The 12829-nt window shown below is 62.5% G+C and carries 8 protein-coding genes; 4 read left to right on the forward strand and 4 right to left on the reverse strand.

Going from position 1 to position 12829, the window contains the following annotated elements; all coding sequences use genetic code 11:
* Positions 1-55 precede the first annotated feature (55 nt).
* Positions 56-964: a hypothetical protein gene (locus tag Bravens_RS07180; RefSeq protein ID WP_062021795.1), complete on the forward strand. Its 909-nt coding sequence runs from the start codon at positions 56-58 to the stop codon at positions 962-964.
* On the opposite strand, the gene Bravens_RS07185 is transcribed toward Bravens_RS07180, so the two are convergent.
* Both Bravens_RS07185 and nudC read right to left on the reverse strand, forming a co-directional pair.
* The gene (locus Bravens_RS07185; RefSeq protein ID WP_062021798.1) at positions 901-2964 is read right to left on the reverse strand and encodes an ATP-dependent DNA helicase UvrD2; all 2064 of its coding nucleotides are present in this window, start codon (positions 2962-2964) and stop codon (positions 901-903) included. The genes Bravens_RS07180 and Bravens_RS07185 overlap by 64 nt on opposite strands.
* Positions 2961-3959 (reverse strand): NAD(+) diphosphatase, encoded by a 999-nt coding sequence (nudC, locus tag Bravens_RS07190; protein ID WP_062022325.1) that lies wholly within the window; start codon positions 3957-3959, stop codon positions 2961-2963. The genes Bravens_RS07185 and nudC overlap by 4 nt, the downstream gene beginning before the upstream one ends.
* Before the next feature lie 90 nt (positions 3960-4049).
* Between nudC and Bravens_RS07195 the strand changes: the two genes are divergently transcribed.
* Positions 4050-5063, forward strand: a complete 1014-nt coding sequence (locus tag Bravens_RS07195) for a phosphotransferase (protein WP_062021801.1) — start codon at positions 4050-4052, stop codon at positions 5061-5063.
* A 23-nt stretch (positions 5064-5086) separates the two neighbouring features.
* On the opposite strand, the gene Bravens_RS07200 is transcribed toward Bravens_RS07195, so the two are convergent.
* Together Bravens_RS07200 and Bravens_RS07205 are read right to left on the reverse strand one after the other, a co-directional pair.
* Positions 5087-8458, reverse strand: coding sequence for an ATP-dependent helicase (locus tag Bravens_RS07200; RefSeq protein WP_062021804.1), 3372 nt, complete (start codon positions 8456-8458; stop codon positions 5087-5089).
* Positions 8455-11748 (reverse strand): PD-(D/E)XK nuclease family protein, encoded by a 3294-nt coding sequence (locus Bravens_RS07205; RefSeq protein ID WP_062021807.1) that lies wholly within the window; start codon positions 11746-11748, stop codon positions 8455-8457. Before Bravens_RS07205 ends, Bravens_RS07200 begins: the two co-directional genes overlap by 4 nt.
* 128 nt (positions 11749-11876) lie before the next feature.
* Here Bravens_RS07205 and Bravens_RS07210 point away from each other — a divergent pair, with 128 nt between their 5' ends.
* Together Bravens_RS07210 and Bravens_RS07215 are read left to right on the forward strand one after the other, a co-directional pair.
* On the forward strand, positions 11877-12491 hold the full coding sequence (locus tag Bravens_RS07210; RefSeq protein ID WP_082791075.1) for a TetR/AcrR family transcriptional regulator: 615 nt from the start codon (positions 11877-11879) through the stop codon (positions 12489-12491).
* A 55-nt stretch (positions 12492-12546) separates the two neighbouring features.
* Positions 12547-12768, forward strand: coding sequence for a DUF3107 domain-containing protein (locus Bravens_RS07215; protein ID WP_019175483.1), 222 nt, complete (start codon positions 12547-12549; stop codon positions 12766-12768).
* Positions 12769-12829: the final 61 nt, after the last annotated feature.

Consider the following 12829-nt stretch of genomic DNA (forward strand, 5'->3'; position numbering starts at 1 on the left):
GTCTTCCATCCGGCCAGCCCAGCAACGTAGATTGACTGCACTACCGGAGGTGAAGATGCTCATAATTGATCCGGCCGCTGCCGTCATCAGCCGAACGCACGCCTGTGTGCAGTTCGGAATAGATGACCCGGTCATCCTTTCCGGACTCAGCGATAGCGAAGCCGCCCTCATTGACGCTCTGCGGCTGGGCATTGAAGAAGACGACTTCGAACCCGAAGCACAGACACTCGGAGTCACAGCAAGCAGGGCGCACGAACTCCGCACACTCCTGACGGAAGCCGGAATACTCGTGACCACCCGGGTTCCCGGCACCTCGGCCCCGTGGCGTCTGCGCACCTGGGCGACCCAGAACTCGGCTGATCCCCTCGAGCTCGCGGCAAAAGTGCACCGCTCCCCCGTGTATGCCATCGGACCCTTCAATGATGAGTTCGCAACGGCAGCTGCTGCCGCAGGACTGCGAGCCGCGCCGGCGGACAGCAGCATTGACCCCCGCATCCACCCGGGCAGCCTCGTGATCATCACGGCAGTGTGGATGCCTGATCTGCTGAGCTCGGATGCACTGTTTGCCCGCGATATCGACCACGTCCACGCTGTTATCGGGGACCACTTCGGAACTGTCGGCGGAGTCATTGTGCCCGGTGCTTCACCGTGTTCCCGCTGCAGCGTGCTCTGGGCCAAACAGCATGACCCCGGATGGTTGGAAGCGTGGAAAGCGGTCCACCTGAGCGGGCCTCGGGCTTCACTGGCCGACCCCGCGCTCGTGGCCATTACGGCTGCCCACGCAGCCTCCCGGCTGCGCGCCAATCGGGCGGGAATGCCCGGCGCGCACAGCAAGCTGACCGTGTCAGATTGGGGGTTCGAAGAAGATGCGGTGTCTTTCCACCCCGACTGCCAGTGCCGTCAGGGCTCCGATGCCGCTGCCGAATCTGCTGCAGTGATGTCGAGCAGTTCAGCCCCGAACTGAGCGAGTTTGACCGAGCCGAGACCAGGAATGAGAGCCAGCTGGTCCCGGCTGCGCGGAGAAGCTTCGGCAAGCGCGCTCAGCGTGGCCTGTGTCAGCACCATGTATTCAGGCACGCGCAGCTCTTCGGCTTTTGCCGCCCGCCACTGGCTGAGCTGCTGCAGCAGTCCGCTGTCAGCCGGAGCCGCACACGCGGCGCACCTGCCCATGCGCCGTTCAGCTGGCTGAGTGAGTGCCCTGCCGCACTGCCTGCAGGACTTCCCAGCCGAAGTGGCACGCGGTTCTTCTTCACGGTGAACAGGCTGCGAACCACGCATTTCACCAATAAACCGCGACACTTTGCGCTGGGTGCGAGCACCTGACTGTCGCATGCGCGCCCACGACATATCGAGTGAATCCCGGGCGCGGGTGACGGCAACATAGAACAGCCGGCGCTCTTCGGCGATATCGCGCGGAGTCAGCGCATAGGAAATGGGCATGAGCCCCTCGGTGAGGCCGATAAGGTGCACGCGGCTCCACTCCAAGCCCTTCGCTGCGTGCACACTGGCCAGCGTCACTCCGTCAACCGTGGGTGCGAACTGGTGTTCTCGCCGATCTTCCAGTTCCGCGCTGAACTGCGGCAGGGTGACCGGCAGCTCTGAGCTGCGCTGCATATCTGCGGCCAGCTGCACGAGGGAATTGAGCGATTCCCATTTTTCCCGCAGCGCTCCGGTAGCCGACGGCGGCTGAGCCTGCCAACCGATGCTGGACAGCACCTCGGCAACAGCGGTGTCGAGTCTTTCCGTGTGCCGTGCCGCGGCAGAAGAGCGTAGAAGAACCATGGCCTCTTTGACTTCGCGGCGAGCAAAGAAGCGCTCTCCCCCGCGCAGCACATAGCTGATGCCGCGGGCTTCGAGGGCCTCTTCTATCGCCCGGCTCTGCCCGTTGGTGCGAAAGAGCACCGCAATGTCGGCTGCGCGCGTGCCCTGCGCGATCTGCGCTGCAATCCGCTGGGCGACAGCGGCGGCTTCTGAAGCATCGTCTGCGTACTCCGAGGCGGACGGTGCCTGACCGCCTTCGCGCACCGCCTGCAGCTGCAGAGCTCCGCTGCCGGTGTGGGCGAGGATCCGGTTGGCGGCTTCGACAATGGGCTGCCGCGAACGGTAGTTGCGCACAAGTTCGATGGTTGTCGTGTCCGCAAAGCGCTGCGCTGTGTTCAGCAGATAGTTCGATGTGGCGCCCGCGAATGTGTAGATGGTCTGCGCGGGATCACCGACAACGCACAGGGAGTCCCTGTCGCCCAGCCAGCGCATCAGGAGGTCGTACTGCAGTGGCGAAACGTCCTGGAATTCGTCAACCACGAAGTGGCGATACTGACTGTGCACGGTGGCTGCGAGGTCGGCACGCGAACCCAGCACTCCCGACAGCGTCAGCAGGACGTCTTCAAAGTCCAGCAGCCGGCGCTCTGTTTTGAGGTCGCTGTAGCCGCGCATGATGTCGACAATCGCGGAAACGGTGAGCCCGCCCGGCAGTTCACGATTACGCGCCTGCTGCGCGTAGTCCTCAATGCCCAGGAGGCTCACGGCCGCGTATTCGATTTCTGATGCGACGTCGCGGACGAGTTCGCGTTCGACCGTCATGCCGAGATTTCCCATGACGCGGGCAACAGCCCCGGCTTTGTTGGGCATGAGCTCTGGGAACGGACCTTCGGCGAACATGGGCCAGAAATAGCGCATCTGGCGCAGGGCCGCAGCGTGGAATGTGCGGGCCTGCGCGCCGTCGACACCGAGTGAGCGCAGCCTGGAGCGCATTTCTCCCGCAGCCTTTGCGGTGAATGTCAGGGCCAGGGTCTGTTTGGGATCGCGCTTGCCGGTGAGCGCCCCATAGGCGATGCGGTGCGTCATGGCCCTGGTCTTTCCAGTGCCCGCACCGGCAAGGACGACGAGCGGGCCGCCGCTGTGTTCGGCAACTGCCCGCTGCTGGGTGTCCAGCGCTTCCAGCAGCTGTTCCGCTTTGGATGTCACAGCAGCTGTTCTCCGTCGAGCCAGGCACTGATGATCTGCCCGGCAATCGAGACTTCGCCGGGCAGAGACAGCGAACCGTTCGCTGTTCCGGCTTGTATGTCTTCGCGACTGAACCACTTGACGTCGGCGATTTCATGGCCGTCTGCCGCAATCGCAGCAGACCGCGCTCGCGCAGCAAAGCCGAGCATGAGTGAGCACGGAAACGGCCACGGTTGGGAACCGAGATAGCGAATGGTGTCGCAGTCGATGTCGGATTCTTCGTGGACTTCGCGCCTGACCGCCTGTTCCAGGGTTTCACCAGGTTCAACGAAACCGGCCAGGAGCGAGTACCGGCCTTCGGGCCACAGCGCGTTGTTGCCCAGCAGAATGCGCTCCGTGCCGGCGTCGTCAGTGTGCAGCACCGCGGTGATCACAGCCGGGTCGGTGCGGGGGAAGTGTTCCGTGCCGGCTTCCGGGTCAACCCGCACCCATCCCCCGGCTGAGGGCACCGTGGGGTCGCCCGTACGCGGTGAATGGGTGTGGGTTCTGTGCCAGTTATCGAGTGCCACAGCGGTCGTTGCCGCATCGATGTCGGTGTCGCTGAGCTGTGTTGCCAGTGCGCGCAGATCAACCCACGTGGGATCGTCCATTGTCGTGCCGACCGCCGGGGCCAACAGGAAGTCGTCAGCAGAAGCTGCGGAGTCATCGAGAACAGCGCTGTCGGCGGTTGAGCGTCCGGCGTCGTCAAGCAGCAGCGCAACGAGGTCCGCGGTGTCGCTGCGGCCGATGTAGACCCTGGTGCCGGTCAGGCCGTCCCAGTGCTCCTTGAGCTGCGCCACCCTGAACAGGTGCAGACCTCCACGAGATACCAGCAGGCTGCCGCGGTGGCAGAAGAAGACGCGTGTGCTGCTGCGGGCGAGAACGTCTGCAACACTGCCGTCAGCACCGCGGTCGGTGTGATTGCGGTCGGTTCCAACACGGGACAGCGAGCGGACTGGCAGCTGGTAGCGGTTCATGCCCACCACGATAGCCGCCGGCACTGACACAGATCTGACACGCGCCGTTGCGAAACTGAAGAGCAAGTCCAGCCCGGGTAGATTGGAGGCGTGGACACTTTCGATCTTCGTGCAGTAGCAATCAGCACCGTCATGCTGGACGGGTTCAAGGCCAAGCGCTGGAAACGGCTCGATGACGAACGCGGCCCGCGCCTGCTCGTCAGCGACGGTGAGCGCACCGTTGTCGTCGCGGCCTTTGACCAGGCCGCAGCAATTGATGCCGAGGCCGAAAAGCTCGCATCTGCTGTTCTGCGCTCCATTCTGCCCACCGAGCGCAGCTTTGCCGTGCCCCGCGTCATTGAGTCGCGGACCTTCCGCCCGGGACAGATCAGCGAAGAAGAATGCTGCATCGCGATTTCCCAGCCACTCGAGGGTGCACCCATGTCAACGGAGGATTTCCGCACCGCCCCGAGCCACGTTGATTCTCTTGCAGAGATTCTTGCGGTTCTGCACGGTGCCGAAACAGGCCCGATTGCCGATGCGGGGCTCGTGGTCCACGAACCACAGGAGGCCCGGAGCCTCCTGTGGGAACTGCTGGACCGAGGTGCCGCCACCGGCCGCGTGCCGTCGCAGCTGCTGGAGAGGTGGGAAACTGTTCTTGAAACTCCCGCCCTGTGGCACTTCTTGCCCGTGCCCCTGCACGGTGATCTCACCATTGATGCACTGCGCACCAACGGCGAATCGATTGTGACGGTTGCCGATTTCAGTTCGCTGCGTGTGGGCGATCCCGCTGTCGACCTCGAAGCTGTTTCGCACCTGCTGGAACCTGAGGACTTCGACAGATTCCTCGAGCTCTACACGGAGCGTGTCCGACACGATGATGCCGGTCTGCGCAGCCGCATTGACCTGCGCAGCGAAATGGCTGTTCTTGAGCTCCTCTTGGCCGCTGTTGATTCTGGCGACAACGCACAGATCAAGGAAGTCGAAGAAATGCTGGCGGACCTTGCCGAACTCATTGTTCCGCAGGGTGACAGTGACGCGGCGGGTGGGGAGCCGAAGCAGGGAACGCAGACGCCGGATGACTCCGACGGTCTGCGCCCGCTGTCCTTCGGCGCCCCCCGATGACGAGGGTGAAGCCACCGACGTCATCAGCCGCTGACAGCGGCCTCCAGCTGTTCCCAGCTGAGCAGGGTCCGCTCGCTGCTGTCTGCGCCGGCAGCCGCGAAGCGCACAACGGTGTCGCTGCCCAAAAAGTAGAAGGCCGCTGACACTTCCCGTCCCGCAAACTGCGGCATGCGGGCGACGGCGTGGGCATACATCGAAAGCTGAACCGCTCGGTCTGCCATTTCGCGTTCGCTGTAGGGCGCAGAGCCGGTCTTCCAATCGACAACCTCGAGTACTGTGCCGGTATCGAATACCGCATCGATTTTTCCAGAGATGACCTTCGGACCGACTTTGAGTTCAAAGGGAAGTTCGACTGCGGCCGGTGTGCGTTCGGCGAATTCTGACGCTTCGAACCGCTTCTTAAGCTGTTCCAAGCGTGCCTTGTCCCTATCTCCCAAACGCCTGGGCGCGTAGTCGGCCAGTTCAAGCAGGCTCGACTGGCCGAACCTGTTCTCGACCCACGCGTGGAACTCGGTACCGAGAGCCGCAGCCGAAGAGGGCTCCTGCGGCATGGGACGGCTGCGTTGACGGTCGAACTCTTCGCGGTCGCCCACGAAGTCAACGAGAGCTGTTGTCGACAAGCGGCTGAGCTCGGCAGGCGCACTGTGCGGCTCTGGCTCTAGGAAAGCCTGTGCGCTCCTGGCCAGCCCTCCGATATCCGGCATGCTTTCGAGGTCGCGAAGTTCAGTTCCTGAAGCCGACCTGTATTCAGCAATGAGCTCTACGCGCTGCCTGAACGTCTGCTCAGCAACCACCGGCGGCCACACCACGCTGGTCATAGGCCTGGCACTAGGGTCAGCGGCTTCGGGCAGTGCGACTTCCCGGCCAAGTGCTTCGGCGATCTCCTCCAAGAAGGGCGACAGGGTATTCGGTTTGGTGCGACTGGTCATTGCTGATGCACCGAGCCACAGGTGCGTTTCCGCACGGGTGACGGCAACATAGGCCAGACGCCGTTCTTCGGCTTCGTGGTCCGCCTTGATCTGTTCGCCGAGCGAACCTGCGAACAGCTCTTTCATGTCTTTTGCGGTGCTGAGATTCTGCCGTGTTGTGTCGAGGTCGACCAGGTGCTGCCTGTCTCCGCGCAGGGGGTAGGGAAGTTCGGCTCCCGCCAGCCATGCTTTTGTGCTCCTGGGCAGGGTAGGGAGATCGCCGACGGTGTTGTCGGGGATCGCCACAGCACTGAACTCAAGGCCCTTGGACGCGTGAATCGTCATAATCTGAACGGAGTCGGGGTCGGCTTCTTCTGCCGCAGCTTCGAGGGCTTCGCTTTCTTCAGCCACCATGAGCCAGGCAAGGAAGTCCGCCGCCACAGCAGACGGGTGCTGAGCACCGTAGTTCTGCGCCATGGCCTTAAGCGAATCGATGGCCCTGCGATGGGGTTCGGAATTGGGCAAAGCCTCGATATCAAGGTCGAGGTTGAAAACGCGGATCGCAGCACGCAGCGCGTCCACGGGTGACGATGCACTGCGACGCACTGCCCTGAGCCGTCGCGCCAAAGACTGCAGTCTGCTGATCGCGACAGCCGACAGTCCTGCTTGTTCCGCGAGATCGGCAGATGTGGCGTCGTCGGCGAATTCGTCGATGCATTCGATGAGAGTAGGCACCGCGTCTTCTTCAAGACCTTCTGAGCGCAGTCGGCAGAAGCGGTTGAGAGCTCGGATGTCTTTTGCACCCAGTGCTGCCTGCAGTCCGCTCAGCAGCCGCATCACCTCGGTCGATGCCGTGATGTCGACCGCTGAAGCGAGAACGGCGACTGCGTCGGCGGTGTAGGGGTTGTCGAGCGAACCGCGCGAACCGACAATCGCGTATGGAACGTCCGCAGCCCGCAGGGCGTCCGCAATCGGTCCGATGGATTTGCGAGCCCGCACAAGGACCGCCCGGGTGCCCGTCCGCTCCTTCAGCCACAGCGCAAGGTCACGGTACTGGTCGAGGCCGTATTGGATATCTGTGCTGCCCGATGTCGTGCAGATTGTCACAGTGCCGGAGGTCGCCTCGTCTGGTTCGGGCGCAGCCTGGGTACCCTTTGCGGCGCGCGATTTGTGTTCCAGCTGCTTCGCTGAGGTTGCCGAGATCGCTGTGAGCTTGGCTGAGACAGCGTTTGCCGCGTCCAGGATGAGCTGCGCATTGCGGAACGAAATGCTGAGCGAGTATTCCTGCGCGGGCTGGCCGTTGAACCTGAACTTTTCCGGGAAGTCGCGAAGGCTTCCTGCCGAGGCTCCACGCCAACCGTAGATGGACTGGCGGTAGTCGCCGACCGCGGTGACGGCTTTGCCCGCGAACAGGGTCTGCAGCAGTTTGAACTGGCTGTCCGAGGTGTCCTGGTATTCATCAAGCAGAATGATGTCCCAGCGGCCGCGCTCCTCACGTCTGGCTTGTTTGTCAGCGGTCATGATCTTGTAAGCAGACGCAACCTGATCGGAGAACTGCATGCGCCTGGTCTCACCTTTGTGGGCCTTCCACCGGCCAGCCAGCACAGCGTACTGTTTCTTGCGCAGCAGCGATTCGATGAGCTCCGATGTTCCCGCTTCCTGCACCGCAGCGACGGCCGAGTCAACGAATTCTGGTGACAGTGTGCGCATTCCGGCTGCTTCGGCGGCCAGTGTTTCCAAGCGCGCGGCAAGGGCTTCTTTTTCCTCTTTGGGAATGCGCTTGCGGCGTACTGCCTTAGCGTGTTCAGTCAGGTTGTCCGAACTGACCGCGTCTGCCAAAGACGCATCGAGGTACTCGACCACCTCGTCTGACTTTTTGAGGTGTTCGTCAATCTGCGAAGCCAGGTGCAGAGTGTCTTTGATGACGGTGGCTCGTGATTTTCCCGCCGGAATATCGGCATCGGCCGCTTGGTCGACGAGCGAACCGAATTCCTGGATGGCTTCCGCATCGTCAAGGATGGTGGTTCCGTCTTCGATCCCAATGCTCAGACCGTACTCACTGACGAGTGCCGAGGCGTAGGAATTGTAGGTCTGCACGGTTGGTCCGAACAGCGCGTCCAGTGGGTCTCGCTCGCTGTCCTCTCCCCTTTCGCAGGGCCTGCCTTTGGCTGCCTCGTAAGCCTCGAATGCGCTGATGAAGCCGTTGATGCGCTTGGCGAGTTCGCCGACTGCTTTGCGGGTGAAGGTCAGCGCGAGGATACGGTCCTTGGCAACGTAGCGGTTAGCCACCAGCCACAGCACACGCTGCGCAATGACAGCTGTCTTGCCGGAACCAGCGCCTGCGACCACGACAGCCGGTTCGTCGACCGGGCTTTCGATGATCTTCTTCTGTTCGTCAGTCGGCATGGGCTTGGTGCCGTCTTTGAGCGGTGTGCCGACGATCTGGGCGAGGTCTTCCGCTGAATAGAACGGAGGCTTGCAGTTCACGATTCGTCCTCTCCTGTCTGAACAGCGGGGCAAGAGCGCTTCACGGGGCAGAAGCGACACGCTTCGGCACTCGGTGTGGCAGGGAATTCTGCGGAGCGAATGCCGGCAGCTGTTGGCCGTACTTTCTGAGCCAAGAATTCCTCGCGCGTGTCCTCCGTCATGGGGTCCTGCATACGCCGATTCGATGTTCTGCTTGCCCCGGCGGCTTTGCGCGGATACATGAGCATGCCGCCTCCGGACTCAGCGCCGTACTCTGACAGCGGTATCGAATGGCCGTCCTCGCCTTCTATGCGGACCTTCGGCAGCCCCATGGCCGCTTGGTACGCCCCCAGCTGAGGGTCGTTCTGCGCGTCCTTCAGGGATTTCGGCGTTTTCGCGGTTTTGAAGTCGACGATGTGCAGGCGGCCGTCGCTGTCACGTTCCAGCCGGTCAATGCGCCCGCGTATCCGCCAGCCCACACCGCTGTCGGCAGCCAAAGTCATTTCGGAGCCGATGAATTCATAGCCCTCACTGCGCCGACTCACAAGGAAGTCGTTGAGGTTGGCCACCATGTCGAGGCCTTCGGCATACTGCCTGTCGCGTTCCCACTGGGAGGAGAATTCCAAGAAAGCAAAGCCTTCTTCAAACGCTTCTTTCAGCTCCGCATAACCGCCCTGCGGGTATTCTTCGGCCAAAGAGTGCACGAGGGTGCCTATCTTTTGGGCGTTAGTGGACGGCATCGTGCCTGCGTGGCGTGACAGCAGCCATTTGAGCGGGCACTCCAGAAATGTTTCCAGGGTCGACGGCGAAATCGTCACGGGAACATCTGGAGCGGCTGAAGGTTCAGCCGTTGAACGTTCACGCCAGGCGCTCCAGGTTTCCGGCGACGCTGATTCGATGCCGGCATTGGCAAGGCTGGCCAGCAGCTGTGCCCACGGCTTAGGGTCGGCGCTGTTTTCGAACTGACCGCGCGCATAGCCCACAAGTTGGCGCATTGATGCTGGCCCCACGGTCGCATCGTCGCTTTTTGGACCAAGAATTCGCGGCTCGGTCGCGGAGTGCGTGCCCTCACGGCCGAACTGCGCGGCGGCTTTCTGAACGTGTTCGAAAAACACCGACGGCAGGATTTCACCGTCGTTGACGGCGAGAACCACCGCGTTTGAGCGAGCCCGAGACAGTGCCGCTAGGAACATGCGGCCTTCGTCACGGACGGTGTCCCTCTGCAGTTTGCGGTAGCTGTCCCCCGTATCAGAATCGACGGGGCGAGCGCTGTCTTCGGCTGATGTCCCGTCGGCGTCGCGCCAAGCCCCAGCAGCCAGATCTTCGTCGAGCTGCTGTTGAAGGAAGACCGAGCCGCGCACCCGGGTGTTGGGCCACGTGCCGTCCTGCACATCGGCGATGATGACGTGCTCAAAGTCGCGGTGTGCGACTGCCGCCGGTGTGGTCACCGGGACTTCGCGATTCTGTCCGGAGTGTGCCAGGGAGTCCTGTGCAATTGCCTGGCTCAGCACCGTCTGGGCAAAGCTTTCGGCTTGGGCAGTTGCTCTGTCGGTGAATTTCTGTGCCAGCGTCTGCAGGCGGATGACGGCGTCGAGGTCGGTGTTGCGTTCGTCTTCGGGATCGGATTCTGCACGGCGCTGCCATTCGTCGGCAACGTCGAAAGCTTCCCAGACTTCCCACACTGCGCTTTCCGGATCGAGCTTGCGCGTACCTTCCGCCGCCGTCAGAACGCGCTGCAGCATGCGCACAATCCGGTGTCCCGCCGCGGTGTTCTCTGCTTGCAGTCCCCCGTCCGCGCCTACAGCACCATCCGCTGCATCAGCGCTATCAGCGGTTTCGGCACGCCGGTCGATAGCGCTGAGCAGAAGCGCCCCCAGGCTGGTATCGCTGGTGTCTTCCCGACTGTCAGTGCGCAGCAGTGCTCGCCGCAGGCTTCCCGCGCCGACCGCGTCGAGTTCACCGTAGGGGCCTGCCGCGATGTCTTCGCACAGGCGTTCGCGCTCACCGGGTTCTGGGTTTTCGCCAAGGGCGAGCAGGCGCAGGATGTGCGCGGTTGCCGGTTGGGAGCTGAGCGGCTGCACCTGTTTCTGCACCGGAATCCCGTGTGCTGCGAGTTCTGCCGCGAGCGTGGATGCGGTCCCGGATGAGCGCGACAACACCGCGATGTCGTCCCATTGCGTGCCTTCGTCGTGCCAGGTGCGAATGAGCGAGGCAGCCAAGCGCGCTTGCTCGGAATGAGTGCCCACGGCGGCGGTGGACACGGTCGAGGTCCCGGCTGCGAAGTCTTCCGGCGAAGCTGGGACGTGCCGACGGTGAAGATCGCGGGAAATGATGCGGGCCAGGGAATCATAGACGCGGCGAATGCCGCCGGCCCCGCGGTGCACGTGTGCGGCACCGTCGATGGTGAAGGTCTGCGTGCCCGCTGCCAGGTGCCTGAACAGCCGACCGCCGGCGCCGCGGAATCCCTGCACTGTCGTGTCCGGGGATGTCCACAGGCCGATGGTCGTGCCTTTGGCTTCGAGTGCCAGCAGGAAATCAAGCGCGGTGTCGGGGAAGTCCTGTGCAGAGTCCAGCAGAATGTGGGTCGGCACCGTTTCCGAAGAGAACGACCAGCTGTTCCCGGCTTCCGCGCTGTCGCCGGCGACTACCGAAGCTGCGTGGGCGAAGACCGCGGCTGTGTCGACGCCGCCGAAAACGGGGATCGCAAGGAGGTCTTCGTAATCCTGCAGGACGCGAGCCAGAGCCTGCCATTCCTGCAGGCCTCGCCATTTGCCCAGCCGTTTCAGCTGATCCGATTTCATGCCGTAGCCCATAACGGCGTTCAGTGCATCGCGCATCTGTCGACGAAAGCCGGAGGTGTCACGGAGTTCTCTGCTGAAGCCCGGCGGCCATTCGGGACCGGAAACCCGTCCGGATTCAAAGCCTTCGAGAATAGAGGCCAGCAGGTATTCCTGGTCTGCACCGGAAATGAAGTCAAGCGGCCGGCCGTCTACAGCCGTCGAATGCGCTGATACGAGCGAAAAAGCGTAGGAGTGGACCGACCGGGCTGCCGGTGCGGAGCGAATGGTGTCGGCACTCGGCAGGCGATCGCGCAGGGTGTCTGCGTGTTCGCGGCTGGGAGTGAGCGCAAGAACGGATTCGTGTCCCCCGCGCCCAGCCAAAACGGAGTAGGTGTTGATCAGCTGTTCGGTCTTTCCTGTACCGGGACCGCCGAACACCGCCGTCCGCTGCCCGGCAAGCAGGGATTCAACCGCCGCGTCGTCCGCACCAGCGCGCTCTGCGTCCCTGCTTTTTGCACCCGAGTTCGTCATCATGCTCCTATGAGACCACGAACCACTGACATAAGGGCCGCACGCACAGAAAAAAGATCTAGAATGGTCAGTCGTTCACCGCGGAACAGCTCCTGTCTCCGCGTCCGTCGTCAGATAAGAGTCACACAATGCCGCCGACACCTCGTATGAGACGCGCGCAGCGCCGCGCGCAGATCATCAGCATCGCCACCCGCCAGTTTGCCCAGGAGGGCTACCACGCGACGTCGATGGATGCGATTGCTGCGAGCATCGGAGTGTCCAAGCCCGTCCTGTACCAGCACTTCGAATCGAAGCTTGACCTGTTCCTCACGGTCCTTGACGAGGCGATCGACAACCTCAACCGAATGCTCGCCATTCTGCTGGACTCGGTTCATGACCGCCGCGAGCGCGTGTACTCGACCATCAAGAGCTTCTTCATGTTCGCGGTTGAGGACCGCAACGCCTTTGATGTCCTCATGCGCGCCGACAACGAAAACGACGAAAGCCGTCAGCACTGGCGGGATGCTCTGGACAGCTTCGCCGACACGGTGAGCCGTTCTATCCGCCGCGACACCGAGGTCACGGAGGCCGAAGCGAACATCCTCGGCCACGCTCTTGTCGGCATGGCGAAGCAGGCGGCGTTCGAATGGTCCCGCAACCGCGACTACGATCCTTACGAAAGTGCTCGTCTTGTCGGCATCCTCGCTTTTGACGGGCTGTCGGCGATTGAAGATCCCCAGGTTGACCTGCACCTGGGGGAATAAGCGCAGCCTCGTGTGAGGTTGCCTCTGCGAACCGCGAACCCGCCAAGGAGGCGCTATGGAAATCAAAATCGGCATCACACAGTCCACTCGTGAAATCGCCATCGAATCTGATCTTGATGCTCAGCAGCTGAAGGACCTTGTCGATTCCGCGTTGAAGGACGGCACTCCTCTCGTGCTGGAGGACGGTCAGCGTCGCGTTGTCGTGCCGGCTGATTCCATTGCCTATGTTGACTCCGGCCCTTCCACGCAGGGTCGGGTCGGCTTCGGCATCAGCTGATCGGCTAAGTCAAAAGGGGAGGCTGTTGGCCTCCCCTTTTTCTGTTCGCACGGGTTTTTCT

Origin of the sequence: Brevibacterium ravenspurgense, from assembly GCF_001584615.1 — a bacterium.
GTDB lineage: Bacteria > Actinomycetota > Actinomycetes > Actinomycetales > Brevibacteriaceae > Brevibacterium > Brevibacterium ravenspurgense.

Excerpts from the sequence above, each read along its gene's own strand:
- Bravens_RS07180 (WP_062021795.1), top strand. The coding sequence starts at position 56 with ATGCTCATAATTGATCCGGCCGCTGCCGTCATCAGCCGAACGCACGCC.
- Bravens_RS07210 (WP_082791075.1), top strand. The coding sequence starts at position 11,877 with ATGCCGCCGACACCTCGTATGAGACGCGCGCAGCGCCGCGCGCAGATC.
- Bravens_RS07215 (WP_019175483.1), top strand. The coding sequence starts at position 12,547 with ATGGAAATCAAAATCGGCATCACACAGTCCACTCGTGAAATCGCCATC.
- nudC (WP_062022325.1), bottom strand. The coding sequence starts at position 3,959 with ATGAACCGCTACCAGCTGCCAGTCCGCTCGCTGTCCCGTGTTGGAACC.
- Bravens_RS07205 (WP_062021807.1), bottom strand. The coding sequence starts at position 11,748 with ATGACGAACTCGGGTGCAAAAAGCAGGGACGCAGAGCGCGCTGGTGCG.